The sequence below is a fragment of the Pontimonas sp. genome, assembly GCF_031581085.1.
Lineage (GTDB): Bacteria > Actinomycetota > Actinomycetes > Actinomycetales > Microbacteriaceae > Pontimonas.
This window is the reverse complement of record NZ_JAVLBO010000024.1, coordinates 1-19,073: the sequence shown is the minus strand read 5'-3', so window position 1 is coordinate 19,073 and position 19,073 is coordinate 1. Positions and strand designations below refer to the sequence as shown.

Genomic DNA, 19,073 nt, shown 5'->3' with positions numbered 1-19,073 from the left:
GAATACAGGAGATGGCTCGACACCTTAAGCCCGGTGGTGTCTTCGCCCTGTGGTCTGACGACCCACCCGATGACGACTTCCTCACCGTGTTAGCCACGGTCTTTTCGCATGTCAGCAGTGAAGTGGTGAGCTTCGATAACCCGCTCATCGGGAAACCCAGCACCAACACCATCTACCTGGCTCGCTGATCACTCGAGGCACTACCCGGATTCATGCCCTGCGCGGTGAGTGGGAAAACCACACCACTGCGCACACCAGTCGCCCACACACAATCGCGAGCACCGACCGGTTCATTGTGCTCACCGGCGATTTTCTGTCGGGTTGACAGGATTTGAACCTGCGACCCCTTGACCCCCAGTCAAGTGCGCTACCAAGCTGCGCCACAACCCGTTACCCCTACTGTACTGGCCCGGAGCAACCCGCGGGTGCACTGACCCCAGTCGCGAAACGCCAACACGACCTATGTGCCACTGACAGCCTGAGTCTCGGCCTCGGCCACCTCCGGGGGCTCCTTCGCCACCAGGGCCACAATAATGACCGCGGCGGGGAGCAGGGCGCCCCACAGGCTCGGGGCCACATAGGATCCCGACCAGTCCAGCCCAAGGGCGAAATACAGTGGCCCCAGTGATGTTGAGGCCAACATCACGGCGGTGGAGAGGCCCCGGATACTGCCGATGTGTCCCCTGCCGAAGTAGCGCACGAACCCGGCGGCCTCGACTCCTCGAAGGGCGCCCTGGGCAGAGCCCAGCAGTAGGCCAAACACAATTCCCCACCAGCCCGGCTGGACAAAAGGTAACAGCATCATCGCGCCACCCATCGCCAGCATCGACGCGATAAGCCCCCAACGGGGGTCAATCTTGTCGACAATCGCCCCAAAGCCCAAGGTCAGCGACAGTGCGGCGATCGTTTGCGGGATGAAATTACTGGCTGCTTCCAGACTGGTGAGACCTTGGGCGCCCAGAATCGAAATCAGGTGGAAAGCCAAACCCGTCGACATCATTCCCACGGTGAAACCCCCCGCGGTAAAGGCCCAGAACATGAGGGTGGCCGCGGCCTGTCGCTGGGTGTAGCCGACCTCGGGGACCTTCACGATGAGTGAACCGGTCTCCGTGTGGGTGCGGGGACGATCTCTGGGGAGCAACAGGGCCACAGGCAGGGCGAAGGCCAACACAATGGCCGCTTCGATTCGCCAGGCGGTCGCGATATCCGTCAGCGTAATCAGTCTCTCGATGCCGACGGGCGCGAGCGAAATGCCCGCGGCACCGATTGCACCAGAAATCCCCAAAGCCAGTCCCGAGCGATGGGTCACCAGTCGTGCGACGAGGGTGGTGGAGGCGAGGGTAAGCGCTCCCTGGCCGACCATTCGAAGTCCCACATACGCCCCCGTGAGACCGAGGATTTCGCTCACAAAACTTGCCGCGAATAACACCGCCGCCAGCGTCACACCAATCCAGATGATGGCCAAACGCGCCCCGAAGCGATCCAGGGCTCGCCCCACGAGTGGCATTGCGGCCGCGCCCACCAGGGTGGCAATGAGGTAGCTAAACGAGATTTCGGTTCGGTCGACACCGATTTCGGTAATCAGTGGGTCGGTAAATGCCGAGAGGCCCGCCGTTTGGCCAGGAGCCGTCAGCGCGGCAAAAAGGCCACCCGCGAGAACGATAAACAGCCACAGTCGACCACGAGGGCCCTCGTCTGTGGGCTTCTGTGTGGCGGCCTCAACATCGTACTGCTCTTCGTCATCCGGGCGGATGATGGGGACTGTTCCGGTGACCGGAAACGACGGATCCGGATAGTCATCTTTATCACTCATCGACTACACACCGAAATCCCCATTGGACCAAGCTTACCGGCCGCCCACCACTGCACCCTCTCCCCGCCGCGGTACGAGGAGGCCGGGCTCAGATCAGACGGACCCGGTGTGGAGTTGGATTTGGGCGAGAAGGCCCGGCCAGGATTTTTCAAAACCGGGGTGGAGGTCCAAAGACGACACGGTGTCCAAGGGAACCCACTGGACGTCGACACTTTCGTGGTCGGTGACTTCGGGCGCAAAGTAGTCCCGGGCGTAGAGCAGCACCGTGGTGTAGGACCAAAAACCCAAATCAAACACCTCGGTGTGCAAGGTTTCTAACCCCTGCTCGGGCACACCGGCTTCCTCACCGGCCTCGCGCAGCGCCGCGTGGTGTGCCGATTCGCCTTTCTTGAGCGCCCCGCCAGGAATCCCCCAGGTGCCGCCGTGGTGGCTCCACCCGGCGCGAAGCTGCAACAGCACGCCCTGTGTGGGATGCCAGACCAGGGCGCCCGCCGCACCAAACCGACCCCAATAACGAGTCCCGTCGGGGCCTTCGACCCAGGAATCGCCTGGATCGCGCAGGTGCTCCGGTGGCAGCGGTGGTGGCGTTTCCGACATTGCCTAGCGCCCTTTTCGCTCGCTTCGGCGCTCTCGAACCCGCATTTGAATGCGAATCGGTGTGCCCTCGAAGCCGTAGCTCTCGCGCAGCCGGCGTTGGATGAAGCGGCGATACTGCGGGTCGAGAAAACCGGTGGTAAAGAGCACAAAAGTGGGGGGCCTGGTGGAGGCCTGGGTGGCGTAGAGGACCCGTGGTTGCTTGCCCCCTCGGACCGGGTGCGGGTGGGCTTGGGCGAGCTCGGCCACAAAAGCATTCAACTCACCGGTGCCAATCCGCCGGTCCCACGATTCCAGCGCAGTGTGCAGCGCGTGGGGCAGTTTGTCGATGTGTCTGCCCGTTTCTGCCGAAATGTTCACCCGCGGTGCCCACTCGACGTGATCGAGGTCCACCTCGATTTCTCGCTCCAGGTAGCGCCTGCGCTCGTCATCGAGAAGGTCCCACTTATTAAACGCGATCACCAGGCCTCGGCCCGATTCGACCACGAGGTCGATAATGCGCATGTCTTGCTCGCTGACCGGCTCGCTCACATCGATGACGACCACGGCCACTTCGGCTTTCTCCAGTGCGGCTTGAGTACGCAGACTCGCATAAAAGTCCGCACCCTGCTGCAGGTGCACTTTTCGCCTAATTCCCGCGGTGTCGACAAACTTCCACTCTTCGCCGGCAATTTCGACCAGCTCATCGACGGGGTCTCTGGTGGTTCCTGCCGTGTCGTCGACGACAACTCGCGTGGAGCGTGCCGCTTTATTGAGCAGGCTGGATTTGCCGACATTGGGTTTTCCCACCAGGGCCACCCGCCGGGGTCCCCCCTGTGGGGTGGGCGCCTTCGCCTTTTTCGGAAGCAGCGTTAAGACATGATCGAGCAGGTCGGCGACACCCCGGCCGTGGAGGGCGGAGACCGGCCAGGGCTGGCCCAACCCGAGTGACCAGAGGCTCGCAGCCTCGGGTTCTTGTCTCTGGTCGTCGACTTTATTGGCGACGACCACAACGGGAACCCCGCTTTGTCGAAGAAGCGACACCACTCGTTCGTCGGTGGCGGTGGGGCCCACGCGGGAGTCGACGATCAGCAAAATCACGTCGGCCGTGTCAATGGCGACTTCTGCCTGAAGAGCGACCGACTGGTCGAGGCCTTTGGCGTCCGGCTCCCAGCCACCGGTATCCATCAGGCTAAAGCGGCGCTCATTCCATTCCGCGGGATAGGACACCCGGTCCCTGGTCACACCGGGGGTATCTTGCACCACCGCTTCCCGGCGGCCAATAATCCGGTTCACCAACGCCGATTTGCCCACATTGGGCCTACCCACCACAGCGACCACGGGCATGGCCCAGGTGGTCTCTTCGTCGAATCCTTCTGTTCCGGAGCCCTCGAGCAGCGCGAGGTCGTCATCGTCTAACTCGAACGCGTCGAGGCCACCCCGAAGCGCATCGGCGCGCACGTCGTCGGTGGTGTCACCACCGTCCCTGTCCTCCGCCGTGGCGGGAGACTCTGCGTCGTCGACGCGCTGTTCTGGCGATTGCTCCGGGAGATCCTCCTGAATGATTTTTCCTGGAGGACCCTCTGGGTGTTCGGTGTTGTCGCTCATTGCCCCGCCTCTGTGCTGATATCGGTGTGCCGGGCAATCAGGTCGATAACCGCCTCCACGCTCTGGTCAAAACTTAAACGGGTCGTATCGAGCGTCCACACGCCATCGGCCGCGCTCATAAAATCCACCACTTTGCTATCCGCGCGGTCCCTCGCGATCAGCGCACCGGCGTCGACTCCATCAATTTCCGCCTGGCGCCTGGCAATCCGGGTTTCTTCGTCGGCGGTCAACAGGATACGTACCGGCGCGTCTGGCGCCACCACCGTGGTGATGTCGCGGCCTTCGATAATGATGCCCGGGCGCGCATCAGCCGCGGCGAGCGCGCGAAAACTGTCGTTTAGGCCGCTGCGCACACGGGGGTGTTTGGCCACCTGGGAGACCGCGGCGGAGACTTCTGGACCTCTAATCGCGTCGGTCACGTCGACTGACCCCACCGTGTGACGTTGATCACCGGCGTTCAGCGGCCGATCGTCGGCGATTGTTGCCAGCTGGTGAGCAACGGCGTCTTCCTCTTCCAGGTCAACACCCGAGTCGAGACACGCCCAGGCGAGGCATCGGTAGGCCGCGCCAGTATCGAGGTAGCCAAAGCCCAACTGTTTCGCGACCGCTTTGGACACACTGGACTTGCCACTGCCTGCGGGACCGTCGATCGCCACGATCACACTCATTGACTCTCCCCCGCTACCGGCCAACCGCGCGCACTGAGATCGGCCGCGAGTCGTTCGACGACATCCTGGGTGACCGATAGCTCGACGAAGCCTACCGGTGCGCCCGGCGAATGCTCGAGACTCATGTCTTCCAGGTTTACCTCCAGCGCCCCCACATCGGCCAAGAGGGTCGCCAGTTGGCCTGGACGGTCGTCGATGACCACCACGAGGGTGGCAAACCGAGAGGAGCCTCCGTGTTTTCCAGGAATCTGGCCGGCGCCGCGGGCGCCCGCGTGGAGGCCCTCGGCCAAAGACCGCGTCGACCCCTCTGACCAGGCGGCCTGCAGGGCATCCTCTAACACCTGAACACCCTGCCTGAACTGCGTCAGGAGGGGCAATACGGTGTGGGCGTTGTGGCGGAGGATCTGGCTCCAGAGTTCGTGGTCACCGGCGGCGATGCGGGTCATATCGCGCAGGCCTTGACCGCTCAGTGCCAATGCGTCGACTGAGGCACCCTCCAGCTGGTGGGCAAGCGCTGAGCTCACCAACTGGGGCAGGTGGGACACGACGGCCACAGCCTGATCGTGCTCGTCTGGACTCATCGTGTGCACTGTCGCTCCGAGTGTCCGGATGAGACTCGCCACTGCCGCCACGAGTTCGCCGGGAGTCTCCGGCACCGGGGTAATGACCCACGGGCGTCCGGTGAAAAGATCCACTCGTGCATTGGTGGGCCCGCCTCGCTCACGCCCCGCCATGGGGTGAGTGCCCACAAACCGCTTTGCCACGCCGGGATCTGATTCGGAGAGGGCCGCGACCCGCTCCACAATCATGCCTTTCACACTGGCGACATCGATCACCGCTGCCTGGGGGTAGGCCTGAAGGGCCGCAAGGACAGTATCCGGGGTGACATCGGGCGGTGTGGCCACGACGACAAGCTCCACGTCCACACTGCGATGCTCTGCGTGAGCAACGGAGGGGGTCACCACCGTGCCGGCGCCGTATTCTGCCGCCAGTGCTGCCCGACTCGGGGATTGATCCTCCAGGGTCACCGTCGTGCCGGCGTTTACAAGACCGAGGCCAATACTGGTGCCCAGCAGACCGGTTCCCACAATGTGCACGCGAGAAAAGGCCACTGTGTCACTCACTGTGTGCCTCCCGGTGGAATACGCGAACCCTTGGCCAATTCCACCAGCGTAGCGAGCTGGTGTCGCTCGTCTGCCGTGAACTCTCGCCACTGGCCGGGGCGAAGGCCCCCCAAGTGAAAGGGACCGAACTTCCGACGCTGCAGGGTGAGTACTTCGTGACCGACCGCGGCACACATGCGCCGCACAATGCGATTTTTTCCCGAGTGCAGGGTGATCTCTAGAAGAGATTTGCCCCCGCGTGGATCGCCCACCCGCTGAGCACTATCGGCAAAGCTCACGCCGTCTTCTAGTTCCACACCCCGGGTCAACTCCCCCAGCGTTTTATTCGACACGGCTCCGCTGACGCTGACGACGTAGGTTTTTTCCACCCCGAAAGACGGGTGGGCCAAGATGTTGGCGGCATCGCCGTCGTTGGTGAGAATCAGCAGGCCCGAACTGTCGTAGTCGAGTCGTCCCACCGGATAGACCCGCTCGCCCACCTCGTCGAGAATTCCCGACAGGTCGCTGCGACCCTTGTCATCGACAAGCGAGGTCACCATTTTCGTGGGTTTGTGAAAGAGCAGGTAGCGCCGGTCAATATCCAACTGCAGAGCTTTGCCGTTCAGGGTCACCACGTCGCGGGCGACGTCCACCCGGGTACCCAACTCGTCGACGATGTCGCCGTTGACGCGAATGCGCCCCTGTTGAATAAAGGACTCGACCCGGCGCCTGGAGGCGACACCCGCTCGAGAAAGCACTTTCTGCAAGCGCTCACCATCTGGCGAGCCCCCCTGGGTGGCCCCGGCTGGCCTCTGGTCACCGCGGGCATCATCAGAGCCCGCCATCACGCCTCGACGTCCGCGAAACCCTCACGACCATCGCCCAACAGCGGTGCGAGCGGGGGAAGCTCTTCCAGAGATTCGATTCCCAAGTATTCCAACAGCAGTGGAGTGGTCTGGTAAAAAATGGCACCCGTTTCGGGGTCGTTCGAGTGTTCGTCGATGAGACCCCGGGCGATCAGGGTGCGCATCACCGAATCGACGTTGACGGCGCGCACGGCAGAGACCTGTGAACGGGTCACCGGTTGCTTATAGGCAATCACGGAGAGGGTTTCGAGGGCTTGTTGGCTAAGCCGCTGGGGCGAATCGTCGTGGAGCATGGAGCGGACCAACCCATCCCACTGGCTCGCGGCGTAGATGCGCCAGCCGCCACCAATTTCGCGCAGTTCAAAACCGCGGCGAGGACCCAGAGCTTCGCCCGCGTAGTCGGCGCGAAGCGCCGACACGGCGGCCTGAATTTCTGCCTGGGGACGCCCGGTGATTTGAGCGAGCGCCAGGGTGGAAAGCGGCTGGTCGGCCACCATCAGTAACGCCTCCAGTGCCGCAGCCAGATCCTCACTACTGACCTGGACGCTGTGCTCGGTGGCACCCTCTGCAGCCACGGCCACAGCGTCAGCTGTTGTGAAATCCTGTTCGGGCTCGCTCTCATAGCGCTCACCCTGCTGGTGCTCACCCTGCTGGTGCTCACCCTGCTGGCGTTCGTCCTGTTCGCCGCTCACACTCACCACGTGCCTATTCTCCCTGCTGTGGGGGTAGTGGCCCACCAGTGGGCCCACTGGTCGCGTGTTCAGCCTGTTGCTCTGCGGCCTCCACGGGGTGTTCGTCCCCGTCTGCCGCCTGAGTGTCATCGGCGGGATGGGACCATTCTTGGCCGAGGCTTGCCAGCTGGTCGTCGCTAAACGAATCATCCACCAGATTGATACTCAACTCCCCCAGTGGTTCCAGCTGGTGAAAAGACAGGGCACCCTGGCGATAAAGCTCGAGGATGGCGAGAAAGCGCGCGACGACTACGCCGCGCTCGCTCACCCCGGCGATGAGTTCTCGAAAACTCCGCTGACCACCGCGCAACACGCCCAAGACGTGAATGGCCTGTTCTCGCACACTCACCAGGGGGGCGTGGAGGTGGTCGGTCGCCACGCCAGGCAGTGTTTTGGGCGCAAAAGCCATCAGGGCGAGGGCGTGGAAATCCTCCACGCTGGTAGTCCAGCGAAGCGTCCTGGTGTGGTCGCGGTAGTGACTCTCGAGGGGCACCACGCGGGGGTTTCGCCGCGATTCCTCGGCGAGCCGGGTCGCAAACCACCAAGAGACGTCCTTAAACGCGCGGTATTCCAGCAACCTCGCGAAGAGGAGATCTCTGGCTTCTAAGACTTTGACGTCCTCGGCGTCGACATAGTCGCCCTGGGGTAACAACCCGACCACTTTCATATCCAGCAGGGTGGCCGCGACCACCACGAACTGGCTCGCCTGGTCCAGGCCCTCCTCACCCTCGAGGGTGCTCACGTAGTCGATAAATTCCGATGTGACCGCCGCGAGCGCGACATCGGTAATCAGCATTTCGCGTTTACCGATTAATCTCAGTAGCAAATCGAATGGGCCGTCAAAGTTGCCGAGCGTGACGTGAAAGTCGGTGTGTTCGGCGGTATCCACACCCCCACCAGAGGCGAGAGCGGCCTCGGTGGAGCCCGATTCACTGACCGCGCTCTCGCCGGTCACCTGATGCTCAGCACTACGCAATCGCGCCCCTGCTGATCAGCTCTCGGGCCAGCTCACGGTAGGTGTGGGCACTCGCGTGTTGCGGAGCAAACTCGGTGATGGGTGTGCCCGCCACGGAGGCGTCGGGGAATTTCACGGTCCGGCCCACCACCGTGTCCAACACGGTGTCGCCGAAACCATCCACCACTCGCTCCAGCACTTCCCTCGCGTGCAGGGTGCGGGCGTCGTACATGGTGGCCACAATGCCATCGACCTGGAGGGCGGGGTTTAGCCGCCCTTTGACCTTCTCGATGGTGTCGATGAGTAGCGCCACACCGCGCAGCGCGAAAAACTCACACTCGAGGGGAATGAGTACTCCGTGGGCGGCGGTCAGGGCGTTGACGGTGAGCAGTCCCAGTGAGGGCTGACAGTCGATAAGGACCACGTCGTAGTCCTCGAGCACGGGGCGTAACAGGCCGGCCAAGATACTTTCCCTGGCGACCTCGCTCACCAGGTGCACCTCCGCCGCAGAGAGGTCAATATTGGCCGGAATGACGTGGATGCCCGAAATAGCGGAGGGTTGGATGGTCTGGCGGATGTCTTTTTCCCGCCCAATCATCGCGTCGTAAATGGTGGGCACATCGTGGCTTTGGACGCCCATGCCCGCAGAGAGCGCGCCCTGGGGGTCAAAATCGACCAACAGAACGCTTCGGCCGTATTCGGCTAAGGCGCCGGCGAGCGAAATCGTCGTCGTGGTTTTTCCCACACCGCCCTTCTGGTTACACAGGGCAATGACGCGCGCCGGCCCGTGCGAATCCAGCGCATCGGGAACCGGAAATTCGCGAATCGGACGCCCCGTGGGACCCGTTTTCGCCGAAGTCTTACTTTCGCTCGCCATGTCCTCAGTCTACTCCCGGGCTACCCGGTAGCCCGGGGATGTGCAGAGTAATACACATCGCGCAGCGAATCGATGGTGACCTTCGTGTAAATCTGCGTGGTTTGCACCGACTGGTGGCCCAGAAGCTCTTGGACCACTCGAATATCCGCCCCTCCGGCAATTAAATGCGTCGCGCAGGAGTGTCGAAGGGTGTGCGGCGAGAGCGCGTCGCTAATGCCCGCGGCGTGAGCGCGGGCGCGCAAAATCAACCACACGCTCTGCCGAGACAGCTGGCCACCCCGTGCCCCCAGAAACACCGCCGGAGTCGATCGGCGGGCTTTTCTCGCCAGAACCGGCCGGGAGCGCACCACATACGCCTCGAGGGCGTCGCGCGCTTTAGAGCCCAACGGGACGATGCGCTCCTTATCGCCCTTGCCGATCAATCGAATCACTTCGGGAGACTTAGCGTCACTGCCACTGACATCGTCGAGTGCGAGGTCGACGATCTCGCTCACTCGCGCCCCTGTGCCATAGAGCATCTCCAACAGGGCGCGATCGCGAAGCGAGAGGGTGTCATCCCCGCTCACACTCTCCAACAGGGCGCTGACCTGGTGGACACCGAGGGCTTTGGGAAGCCGTCCCGGCTGCTGGGGCCCCTTCACCTCAGCCGCGGGGTTGTGATCCGTCCGGCCGCTTTCGACCAGGTAACGGTGGAAACTGCGAATCGACGACAGCCGCCGCTGCACACTTCGAGACGAGCCGGTGAGGCCGGTAGCGAAATCCGTCACATCCTCCCTCGAGACTTGTGCCAGGTCGGACACCCCGCGGGTGTGCAAAAACTCTTCATACGACTCGAGGTCCCGGCGGTAGGCAATCAGAGTGTTGGCCGCCCGGCCGCGCTCCAGCGAGAGGTAGCGCAAAAATCTTTCGACCTCGGGCCCATTCGGGCCGGAGGGAGCAGCGGGGCGGTTAGGACTGTTGGTGGACATGGGCTGCGAGCAGTCCCGTGACGGAAATCTGGTTTGCGATACGCCCCGCCATCGCTGCTGCTACCGCCTCAGCGAGGGGCCAAAACACCACTTCGAGGTCGGCTTCTTCGCCGGTTGCCACAAAGTCATGGTCGACCTCGCGCAAGCCGGACGCGAGGAAAATGTGAATGACTTCGTTGGAGCCGCCCGGCGTGACGTTCAACGTCACCAGGTGAGCCATCTCGCTCGCGGCGTAGCCTGCCTCTTCGGCCAATTCACGGTGGGCCGCCTCCGCAGGGTCCTCGCCGGGGACATCGAGCAAACCGGCCGGCAGTTCCCAGTTGCGCGAGCGAACCGGGTGTCGATACTGGCGAAGCATGAGGACGTTGTTGTCGTCATCGAGGGCGACCACGGCGCTCGCCCCCGGATGGTCGACATAGTCCCGGCGGAGCAGTTCACCGTTGTAATCAAAGCGCTCGCGCACGACATCCCAGATGGCCCCGTCAAAGACCAGGTCATGGCTGATGACCGTCGGCTCTTCTGGCGTGTCGGTAAGCTCCTGCTCGCTCACGCAGCGTCCTGGTTTGCTCCTACAGGAAACAGCGCTGAGGCTTCTTGACGATCGATGGCGGCAGCGATCAGGCCGCTAAAGAGCGGGTGGGCCCGGTTGGGCCGACTGCGCAGTTCGGGGTGGGCTTGGGTGGAGACGTAGAAGGGGTGCACCTCGCTCGGCAGCTCCACAAATTCCACCAAACCGCCATCCGGTGACTGGCCGGAGACCACCAGCCCGGCATCGACCAGTTGGGGGCGATACGCATTGTTGACTTCGAACCGGTGCCGGTGCCGCTCTTCGATTTCTGGCTCACCGTAGAGGCCCGCCACGACGGACCCTTCGCTCAACCGGGCGGGGTAAAGCCCGAGGCGCATAGTGCCGCCCAAATCCCCGTTGCCGGAGACAATGTCGACCTGTTCGGCCATCGTGGCCACGACGGGGTGTGGTGTCTCGGGGTCAAATTCGGAACTCGAAGCTTCGGCGAGGCCGGCGACGTGTCGCGCGTATTCGATCACCATGCACTGCAGCCCCAAGCACAGCCCGAGGGTGGGAATTTTGTGTTCGCGCGCGTAACGCAGAGCGCCGACCTTGCCCTCGATACCGCGAATACCAAAGCCTCCCGGGACGAGGATTCCCTCGACATCACCGAGTTGTTTCGCCGCGCCTTCCGGGGTGGCACAGTCGTCACTGGCGACCCATTTGAGGCTGACTTTCGTGTTGTGGTCGAAGCCACCCGCACGAATCGCCTCCGCCACGCTGAGGTAGGCATCGGGAAGGTCGATGTATTTACCCACCACGGCGATGGTGACTTCGCGCGCAGGGTTGTGGACCGCATCCAAGAGCGACGACCAGCCGTCCCAGACCATTTCTTTCGCCTCGAGGGCCAAGTGGTCGACGATGTAGTCGTCGAGGTCTTGGCTGTGCAGCATGGAGGGGATGTCGTAAATACTGGCGACATCGATGGCGTTGACCACCGCCGCTTCGTCCACGTCACACATCAGCGCAATCTTGCGCCGGTTACCGGCCTCGACCGGCCGATCGCTGCGCAGGACGAGCGCGTCTGGCTGAATACCGATGGAGCGCAACTGGGCGACGGAGTGTTGCGTGGGTTTGGTTTTCTGTTCGCCCGACGCGCCCATGAAGGGCACCAGGGACACGTGCACAAAGAACACGTTCTCGCGGCCGAGTTCGTGTCGAATTTGCCGGGCTGCTTCAATAAACGGCTGGCTTTCAATGTCACCGACGGTGCCGCCAATTTCACTGATGATGACGTCGGGTTTCGGATCCGCCGAGGCCTGTTCGCGCATCCGCCGTTTGATTTCGTCGGTGATGTGCGGAATCACTTGCACGGTTTCACCCAAATATTCGCCGCGGCGTTCTCGACCGATTACTTCGGAATACACCTGGCCAGTGGTGACGTTTGCGGCGCGAGACAGGTTGATGTCTAAGAACCGCTCGTAGTGGCCAATGTCTAAGTCTGTTTCGGCACCGTCATCGGTGACGAAGACTTCACCGTGTTGAAACGGGTTCATCGTCCCCGGGTCGACGTTGAGGTAAGGATCGAGCTTCTGCATGACGACCTCGATGCCCCGTCCGGAGAGCAGGTTGCCAAGCGATGCGGCGGTGAGACCTTTTCCGAGGGAGGAGACAACTCCACCGGTGACGAAAATATGTTTCGTGACCGGAATTGAACCCTTTTGGATCTCATCCCCCACGGGTCAAAAGACTAACCGGTTTTTGCTAACCACTGCTGCGACTCACCGGATGGCGCGCCAGCATTTCTCGCGCGTGCGCACGAGCGCTGTCTGAATCCTGGTCCCCACCCAACATTCGGGCCAGTTCCGCGACTCGGTCTTCGGCCTCGAGTACCCGGACACTGGATTCGGTGACTTCGCCCGAGCGATCCTTGAACACGCTGAGGTGGGTATCGGCATAAGAGGCGACCTGGGCCAGATGGGTCACACAAATCACCTGCGCGGACTGGGCCAGTCGGGCGAGACGTTTGCCAATTTCGAGCGCGGTTGCACCCCCCACGCCGGCGTCGACTTCGTCAAAAATAAACGTCGGAACGGGGTCGGCTTCGGCCAAAACAACTTCGAGGGCCAACATCACCCGGGAGAGCTCACCGCCGGAGGCCGACTTCGCCATCGGTCGGGGTGTGGCTCCCGAATGGGCCGCGAGGAGGAAACTCACCTGGTCGGCTCCCGAGACGGTGGCCTGGCGGGGCGACACATCGATGACAAGCTGGGCATCTGGCATCGCGAGCGCCTGTAATTCAGCGCTCACCCGCTCCCCCAGCAAAGCGGCCGCCGTGCGGCGCTGCTGGGTGATTTCGGCGCCAAGCCGATCCAGGGTGTCCTGGTCGCTCGCAATCTGAGCCTCCAGCTCTTGGCGTCGATCGCCCGAGAGGTCAATGGTCAACAGGGTGTCGCTGGCCGATTTTTCAAAGGCGAGGACGTCATCCAAAGTGGGTCCGTAATCGCGCATCAGACCACTGAGGTCAGCGCGGCGGGCCATGACCGATTCGAGGTCGAGAGCTTCGCCCTCGGCGATGGCGCTCAGATAGGACGAGAGGGCGTGGGCGGCCTCGTCGACGTGGAAGAGGCCATCGCGCAGAGTCTGAATCGGACCGGACAGTTCCCCATCGCGTTCGACGACCCGTTCTAGTGACCGGATGGCCTGGTCGATGAGACCGCGAACGTCGGTGGAATCCGGACCAAGCGCTTCGCTGGAGAGGGCCTCTTTCGCGAGGGCTGCCGCCTGGCGAAGGTCTTCACTCGATTCCAATTTGTCCGATAGAGCCTTGAGAGAGGCGTCTTCGCCCTGCTCGGGTCGGACCTGTTCGATGCGGTCGAGGGCCTCTCGCAACCGTTCCTGGTCAGCTTTTTGGGTCGCGAGGGTCTGATCGAGCTGGTCTCGCTCCACCAGACGCTCCTGGTGGGCACTAAAGAGCTCCTGATATTCGCGTAGTACCGCGGCCAGGCGAGGTCCGGCGAAACGATCCAGCGCGTGGCGCTGGGCCGATTCGGACTTGAGTCGAATTTGATCGCTTTGTCCGTGGACGACGACGAGGTGCTCAGCGAGTTCTTGCAGCACCGACACCGGGGCTGAGCGACCACCGACGACGGCTTTGGAGCGCCCCTCGGCGGATACTTGTCGCGAGAGCACCAGTGCACCCTCGTCGATGACGCCGCCTAATTCGTCGACGCGTTCGGCCACGGGGGCGATTGTGCCCGCCAGAAAGTGGCCTTCGACCCAACTGTGCTCACTGTTTTGGCGGACCCTGGCCGTATCGGCTCGCTCACCGAGGAGTAGTCCTAGCGCGGTGACCACCATCGTTTTTCCCGCACCGGTTTCACCGGTGAGCACCGTGAAGCCGGGACCGAGCGGAAGACTCGCGTGAGAGATGACCCCGAGGTCGTTGATCTGAATCTGCTCGATCATGATGGTGTCTCTCCGGGGCCCCGCCAGCCGGTCACCGGCAGGGAGAACTTACGGACCAACCGGTCGCTAAAGGGCGCTGGGTGGAGCCTGGCTAGTCGGACGGGCTCACTGCTCTTCGTCGCACTCACCCGCGACCCCGGGGGCAGGTCGACGCCGCGTCGACCGTCGCACCACAACACCGCGGGTTGGCTGTTTCGGGGAAGAATTTCCACGGCGAGGGAAGATCCCGGGTCAATCACGAGCGGCCGGGAAAACAGCGCGTGCGCCGAAAGCGGTGTCAACACCATGGCCTGCACCTGCGGCCAGACAATGGGACCACCGGCCGAAAACGAATACGCCGTCGAGCCGGTCGGGGTGGAGAGCACCACCCCGTCGCAGCCAAAACTCGACACCGGTCGGCCGTCGACCTCGAGGGCCAACTCGACCATTCGGGAGCGATCTGCTTTTTCTACCGTGGCTTCGTTGAGGGCAAAGGTGCGAAAAATTTCCTGGCCGCTGTCTCGCACGGAGACTTCGAGCGTCAACCTCTCGTCGACCTGATAGTTCTTGGCGAGGGCTTGGTCGATGGTGAACTGGAGGTCTTCTTTTTCACTCTCGGCCAGAAATCCGACGTGTCCCAGGTTTACCCCCAATAAGGGAGCTCCGCTTCCGCGGAGCAGCTCCGCCGCGAGCAAGATCGTGCCGTCGCCGCCGAGAACGATTCCGAGCTCAATGTCATCTGCCGGGACTCCGTGTGCCAACACCTCGGGGGCGACGTCTAGTCCCGCGGTGATGGGCTCCGCCTGATCGGAGGCGACAACGGGGCTCACCCCGGCCTCGCGCAGTGTGCGAATGACGGTGTGCGCAGCCTCGAGTGCGTCGTCGCGTCCCACGTGGGAGACAACGAGCATCTTTCTGGTCACAGTATTCCCCTCATCGGGCGGGAATCGCCCCGTCCCATTCTGCTGGATGCACACTGGATGTTGCACTGGCATACACCAGATATTCCACATTTCCTTTTTCGCCGGTGATGGGTGAGACCATCATGTCCCGCGGATTCACTCCGTAGTGACCCAGGCAGGAGAGCACCTCGCCCACCGCGGCCTCTCGCCGGGCCACATCTTTGACCACTCCCTGGTCAATGCCCCCTCTCCCCACCTCAAACTGGGGCTTGACCAACACCAGGTAGTGGCTGTGGACACCGAAGGTGTCCACCAGGGAGGCAATGATTTTGGTCAGCGAAATAAAACTCACATCGACCACCACGACACTCACCGACGAGGGAAGAGACTCCCGGGCCCACCAGGCTCGGGAGAGCTGCGCGGCGTGAACGCCCTCCAGGTTGATGACCCGCTCGTCGCCCAACAGGGTGGGGTCTAGTTGATTGTGTCCCACATCGAGTGCGACCACACGGCGTGCTCCACGCTCCAGTAACACCTGGGTGAAACCGCCAGTCGACGCACCAATATCCACACACACGGCGTCTGCAACGAGGACGGGCCAACGATCCAGTGCCGCTCGGAGTTTGGTCGCCCCCCTGCCCACATCAGCCCAATCCGATTCTCCCTCGCCACCGACAAGGTCAATCGGCGTGTCCTCTGCCACGAGCAGTGCTGGTTTAGTGGCCACCGACCCCGCGACGAGGACCTGGCCTGCAGTGACGTGACGCTGAGCTTTAGTCCTCGTCGCGGCGAGCCCTCGTTGGACGAGAGCGACATCGAGGCGACTGGTGCTCACTCGAACTGGGCGTTGCCCTCAGGCTCGGGCGCCTCGCTGCCGTGGAGATCTGTGCTGGTGAGCTCCGGTGCGACGCTCGAATTGGCCGAGCCGAGACGCTCCCGCAGGGCCTGTTCGGCCGCTGCCAGCCCCTCTAAGCGCTGCTCCAGGGGAAGCTCCATCAAGGCCTCGACCTGGGCGACAAATTCCTCATCGGAGGCGTCAGAAAATCCGTGCAGCTGCTCGTTCATCCCTCCACACATTACGCGAGACCCCGGTGGTGTGTGGGCTAGCGTGCCCCGCGTGGCCCACGCCCCGACTGGGCTAGGCCCCCTCGTAAAGCTGTGGATCGACGTCTAAGCCGAAAATTTTCAGGCCCGAATCATAAATACAGGCCGCTCCGGCCCGCAGGAGATCAATGGCTTCTCCGGCGCGGGCAACGCGCACCACGTGGCCTTTTCGACGCACCACTGCCTTGCCCACTTCCACGGTGTGTACCTCGTCGGCATCGACGCTGCGCACGATGTCGGGATAGGGCTGGTGGAGTTGTCGCAGGTCGTCGAGGATGTAGTCGGGTCGCTGGTCATCACCCGCAGCGAGGATCTGTTTCGCCTGGTCAATACCGGTCAAGACGACCGCCGAGGACATTCCCGCCGCCCGGGCACCTTTAATGTCGGTATCGAGCCGGTCGCCCACCATCAAGGGCGCAGACACCTGGAGGCGATCGGCGGCGACGTCGAACATGGCCCGTTCTGGTTTACCCGCAAAGGTCGCCAGGCGGCCCACAGCGAGGTGCACGGCGGAGACTAGGGCACCGTTTCCCGGCGCCACACCGCGCTGCACGGGGATAGTCCAGTCGGTGTTTGTCGCCAGCCACAGCACCGAAGGGTCTCGCTGGAGGGCAAAAGACGCTTCGGCGAGTTGTGACCACCCCACTTCCGGGGAAAAACCCTGGACGACCGCCACAGGCTCGTCATCTGCCGAATCGGTGATGACAAAACCGGCCTGCGACACCTCCTGGAGGAGCCCCTCGCCGCCGACGACCAACACCGTGGAGGCGGCGGGAATCATGCTCGCGAGAAGTGTCGTCGCCGCTTGGGGCGACGTCACGACGTCTTCGGGGCGAAGCTGTAGTCCATACCCGGCCAACTGGTGGGCGACTTGCTCGGGGGTCCTCGACGCATTGTTGGTCAAATAGGCCACCGGAAGACTGATCTGGTTAATCGACTCCACGGCGAAATCGATAGCGTCTGGGCCTCGGTAAATGACCCCGTCGAGGTCAAAAAAGACACTGTCCTTACCCGCAAGCGGACTGAGCCTCTTACCCGAGGAGCGCTTCAGGCCCCTCATGCGGACTGGCCTGTCTGTTCACCCCGGGACCCCGTGTCGTCGTGGGGTATGGCTGTGGGTGAATTCGACGAGTCTGCTCCCTGGTGCTCAGCCGAATCGGGACCATCCGACCCAGGGGCCTCGAGCCCACTGTCGGATTCCTGTGCTGCGCCGGGGTCGTCTTCCGTGTCGAGATCGACCACCACGATGTCGTCGGCAGGGCCCTGGGCCTGGGCCAAAGCCCGCGCGGCGACGTGCGCTCGCTCACCCCACGTCGCGGCCTCCGCGCTGCGGCCCAATTCGTCGAGGACCACCGCGTAGGCGTCAAAGAGGGCCGGTGAGTACGAAAAAGCGAGATCGGGGTTCAACTCGGGAATCTGCAGCTCCAACAGGGCTCGCTCGGGCTGACCCAAATCTAGTCGGGCACCAGAAAGGGCAATCGCCAACTCCACCTTCACGCCCGCCTCGAGAGAGTCGACCTGAACACTCCGGGCGAGTTCGATTCCCCGCTGGGGCCGCTCGAGACCGCGCTCACAATCCACCATCATCGGCACGTTGACATCCTTACCGGTCAACCGGCGGTGGGTGCGAAGCTCGCGCAGTGCCAGCGCGAAATCCCCAGAAAGATAGGCGCTGATACCCAGAGTCTCCCGCACGACGGGAATGCGCGAGCCCTTATGAAAAGCAGCCAGTGCATGCTGGTGGGCTGCGTCGATATCGTCGTCGATCAGGCGCCCCGCCATGACCAAATGCTTGGCAACAAACTCCGCATCGTCTTTATCGAGCGGTGTGAGGTCACGACGCGCAATCCGATCGAGCTGCTTGGGCTCAACATCCTCGTCGATGGAGGGAAACACCGGTGGAGGGGTGAGATCCTCGTCACGCCTCGGCCGCTCACCAGAGCGCTCACCGGGCCGCTCACCGGGCCGCTCGCGACCAGGAGCCTGCCGCTTGTTATCCGCACCCGGCGGACGACCCCCGCTTCGGGGCGCCCCCGCGCGACCGGAGCTTCCCCCGCGGTCTGGACTTCCCGCACGACCAGCGCTCTTCTCGCGGTCGGGACGCCCTGAGCGATTCGACTCACCGGAGCGCTCGGCTCGTTTCGGTCCGCCTACCTGGCCGGCACCACCTCTGGCCGGACCACCCGATCGGCCACCCGATTGGCCACCTGACCGGCCCCCGGAGGGCTGTGCCGACGGGGGCGTACCCCGGGAGTTATTGCGGGAATTGTCGCGGTCGTTTCCGCTCCGCTTATCGCGGGAATCTGAGGAACCGCCTCGGCGTCTGGGCGAATCGGCCATCAGTGGGGTCCTCTGTGTGATGAAAAAGGTCTACAAATGCAAAGTGGCCACCCTCTCGGGTGGCCACTTCACAATAGTTGTCCGGCGGTGACCTACTCTCCCACAGGGTCCCCCCTGCAGTACCATCGGCGCTGAGAGTCTTAGCTTCCGGGTTCGGAATGTCACCGGGCGTTTCCCTCTCGCTATGGCCGCCGAAACTCTATGGATTTATCAGCCTGAGGGCACACCCGAGGGTGTGCCGTCGGTTCCCGGCCGTAAATCGGGAACCACATAGTGGACGCGAACAACAGTTCATGTGTATGTCAAGTTTTCGGCTTATTAGTACTGGTCAGCTGCACGAGTCTTTAGTCCTCGCTTCCACATCCAGCCTATCAACCCAGTCGTCTACTGGGAGCCTCTCACCTAAAAGGTATGGAAGTCTCATCTTAAGGCCGGCTTCCCGCTTAGATGCTTTCAGCGGTTATCCATCCCGAACGTAGCTAATCAGCGGTGCCCTTGGCAGGACAACTGACACACCAGAGGTTCGTCCAACCCGGTCCTCTCGTACTAGGGTCAGATCCTTTCAAACTTCCTACGCACGCAGCGGATAGGGACCGAACTGTCTCACGAC

The 19,073-nt window shown here is 62.8% G+C and carries 18 protein-coding genes, 1 tRNA gene, 2 rRNA genes and 1 pseudogene; 1 reads left to right on the top strand and 21 read right to left on the bottom strand.

Translation table 11 applies throughout. From position 1 onward, the window contains the following. A pseudogene (locus RI518_RS06720) lies at positions 1-188 on the top strand (spermidine synthase); the annotation flags it as partial. Between the two features lie 128 nt (positions 189-316). On the opposite strand, the gene RI518_RS06715 reads toward RI518_RS06720, so the two are convergent. From RI518_RS06715 to RI518_RS06615, 21 genes are all read right to left on the bottom strand, one after another. Beyond that, positions 317-390 (bottom strand) — tRNA-Pro (locus RI518_RS06715). A gap of 70 nt (positions 391-460) precedes the next feature. Further along, positions 461-1,813 (bottom strand): MFS transporter, encoded by a 1,353-nt coding sequence (locus RI518_RS06710; RefSeq protein ID WP_310689667.1) that lies wholly within the window; start codon positions 1,811-1,813, stop codon positions 461-463. A gap of 93 nt (positions 1,814-1,906) precedes the next feature. Continuing rightward, positions 1,907-2,410, bottom strand: coding sequence for an NUDIX hydrolase (locus RI518_RS06705; protein ID WP_310689666.1), 504 nt, complete (start codon positions 2,408-2,410; stop codon positions 1,907-1,909). A gap of 3 nt (positions 2,411-2,413) precedes the next feature. Then, a complete protein-coding gene (der, locus tag RI518_RS06700; RefSeq protein WP_310672034.1) occupies positions 2,414-3,994 on the bottom strand; it encodes a ribosome biogenesis GTPase Der in 1,581 nt (526 codons plus the stop codon). Next, positions 3,991-4,662: a (d)CMP kinase gene (gene cmk, locus RI518_RS06695; RefSeq protein ID WP_310672032.1), complete on the bottom strand. Its 672-nt coding sequence runs from the start codon at positions 4,660-4,662 to the stop codon at positions 3,991-3,993. Before cmk ends, der begins: the two co-directional genes overlap by 4 nt. Next, the gene (locus tag RI518_RS06690; protein ID WP_310672031.1) at positions 4,659-5,786 is read right to left on the bottom strand and encodes a prephenate dehydrogenase; all 1,128 of its coding nucleotides are present in this window, start codon (positions 5,784-5,786) and stop codon (positions 4,659-4,661) included. Before RI518_RS06690 ends, cmk begins: the two co-directional genes overlap by 4 nt. After that, entirely contained in the window at positions 5,783-6,610 is an 828-nt protein-coding gene (locus RI518_RS06685; protein WP_310672030.1) for a pseudouridine synthase, read from the bottom strand. Before RI518_RS06685 ends, RI518_RS06690 begins: the two co-directional genes overlap by 4 nt. Beyond that, entirely contained in the window at positions 6,610-7,206 is a 597-nt protein-coding gene (scpB, locus tag RI518_RS06680) for an SMC-Scp complex subunit ScpB (protein WP_397428141.1), read from the bottom strand. The genes RI518_RS06685 and scpB overlap by 1 nt, the downstream gene beginning before the upstream one ends. Before the next feature lie 130 nt (positions 7,207-7,336). Next, positions 7,337-8,317, bottom strand: a complete 981-nt coding sequence (locus RI518_RS06675; RefSeq protein WP_397428163.1) for a segregation and condensation protein A — start codon at positions 8,315-8,317, stop codon at positions 7,337-7,339. A gap of 13 nt (positions 8,318-8,330) precedes the next feature. After that, positions 8,331-9,194, bottom strand: coding sequence for a ParA family protein (locus RI518_RS06670; RefSeq protein WP_310672026.1), 864 nt, complete (start codon positions 9,192-9,194; stop codon positions 8,331-8,333). Positions 9,195-9,214: 20 nt separating this feature from the next. After that, entirely contained in the window at positions 9,215-10,162 is a 948-nt protein-coding gene (gene xerD / locus RI518_RS06665; protein WP_310689664.1) for a site-specific tyrosine recombinase XerD, read from the bottom strand. After that, positions 10,143-10,712 carry an NUDIX hydrolase gene (locus RI518_RS06660; protein WP_310672022.1) on the bottom strand — a complete coding sequence of 190 codons (570 nt, stop codon included), beginning with the start codon at positions 10,710-10,712 and terminating at the stop codon, positions 10,143-10,145. Before RI518_RS06660 ends, xerD begins: the two co-directional genes overlap by 20 nt. Then, positions 10,709-12,409: a CTP synthase gene (locus RI518_RS06655; protein ID WP_310672020.1), complete on the bottom strand. Its 1,701-nt coding sequence runs from the start codon at positions 12,407-12,409 to the stop codon at positions 10,709-10,711. The genes RI518_RS06660 and RI518_RS06655 overlap by 4 nt, the downstream gene beginning before the upstream one ends. 25 nt (positions 12,410-12,434) lie before the next feature. Next, positions 12,435-14,138, bottom strand: coding sequence for a DNA repair protein RecN (gene recN, locus RI518_RS06650; RefSeq protein ID WP_310672016.1), 1,704 nt, complete (start codon positions 14,136-14,138; stop codon positions 12,435-12,437). After that, a complete protein-coding gene (locus RI518_RS06645) occupies positions 14,135-15,028 on the bottom strand; it encodes an NAD kinase (RefSeq protein ID WP_310689668.1) in 894 nt (297 codons plus the stop codon). Before RI518_RS06645 ends, recN begins: the two co-directional genes overlap by 4 nt. Before the next feature lie 22 nt (positions 15,029-15,050). Further along, positions 15,051-15,854, bottom strand: coding sequence for a TlyA family RNA methyltransferase (locus RI518_RS06640; protein WP_310689663.1), 804 nt, complete (start codon positions 15,852-15,854; stop codon positions 15,051-15,053). Then, on the bottom strand, positions 15,851-16,084 hold the full coding sequence (locus RI518_RS06635; protein WP_310672014.1) for a hypothetical protein: 234 nt from the start codon (positions 16,082-16,084) through the stop codon (positions 15,851-15,853). The genes RI518_RS06640 and RI518_RS06635 overlap by 4 nt, the downstream gene beginning before the upstream one ends. Positions 16,085-16,157: 73 nt before the next feature. Next, positions 16,158-17,183, bottom strand: a complete 1,026-nt coding sequence (locus RI518_RS06630) for an HAD-IIA family hydrolase (protein ID WP_310689662.1) — start codon at positions 17,181-17,183, stop codon at positions 16,158-16,160. Further along, on the bottom strand, positions 17,180-18,463 hold the full coding sequence (locus RI518_RS06625) for a hypothetical protein (RefSeq protein ID WP_310689661.1): 1,284 nt from the start codon (positions 18,461-18,463) through the stop codon (positions 17,180-17,182). The genes RI518_RS06630 and RI518_RS06625 overlap by 4 nt, the downstream gene beginning before the upstream one ends. Before the next feature lie 79 nt (positions 18,464-18,542). Beyond that, positions 18,543-18,659, bottom strand: a 5S ribosomal RNA gene (rrf, locus tag RI518_RS06620). Between the two features lie 102 nt (positions 18,660-18,761). Beyond that, a 23S ribosomal RNA gene (locus RI518_RS06615) occupies positions 18,762-19,073 on the bottom strand; the annotation flags it as partial.

Excerpts from the sequence above, each read along its gene's own strand:
- RI518_RS06710 (WP_310689667.1), bottom strand. The coding sequence starts at position 1,813 with ATGAGTGATAAAGATGACTATCCGGATCCGTCGTTTCCGGTCACCGGA.
- RI518_RS06705 (WP_310689666.1), bottom strand. The coding sequence starts at position 2,410 with ATGTCGGAAACGCCACCACCGCTGCCACCGGAGCACCTGCGCGATCCA.
- der (WP_310672034.1), bottom strand. The coding sequence starts at position 3,994 with ATGAGCGACAACACCGAACACCCAGAGGGTCCTCCAGGAAAAATCATT.
- cmk (WP_310672032.1), bottom strand. The coding sequence starts at position 4,662 with ATGAGTGTGATCGTGGCGATCGACGGTCCCGCAGGCAGTGGCAAGTCC.
- RI518_RS06685 (WP_310672030.1), bottom strand. The coding sequence starts at position 6,610 with ATGGCGGGCTCTGATGATGCCCGCGGTGACCAGAGGCCAGCCGGGGCC.
- RI518_RS06670 (WP_310672026.1), bottom strand. The coding sequence starts at position 9,194 with ATGGCGAGCGAAAGTAAGACTTCGGCGAAAACGGGTCCCACGGGGCGT.
- xerD (WP_310689664.1), bottom strand. The coding sequence starts at position 10,162 with ATGTCCACCAACAGTCCTAACCGCCCCGCTGCTCCCTCCGGCCCGAAT.
- recN (WP_310672016.1), bottom strand. The coding sequence starts at position 14,138 with ATGATCGAGCAGATTCAGATCAACGACCTCGGGGTCATCTCTCACGCG.
- RI518_RS06645 (WP_310689668.1), bottom strand. The coding sequence starts at position 15,028 with ATGCTCGTTGTCTCCCACGTGGGACGCGACGACGCACTCGAGGCTGCG.
- RI518_RS06635 (WP_310672014.1), bottom strand. The coding sequence starts at position 16,084 with ATGAACGAGCAGCTGCACGGATTTTCTGACGCCTCCGATGAGGAATTT.
- RI518_RS06630 (WP_310689662.1), bottom strand. The coding sequence starts at position 17,183 with ATGAGGGGCCTGAAGCGCTCCTCGGGTAAGAGGCTCAGTCCGCTTGCG.
- RI518_RS06625 (WP_310689661.1), bottom strand. The coding sequence starts at position 18,463 with ATGGCCGATTCGCCCAGACGCCGAGGCGGTTCCTCAGATTCCCGCGAT.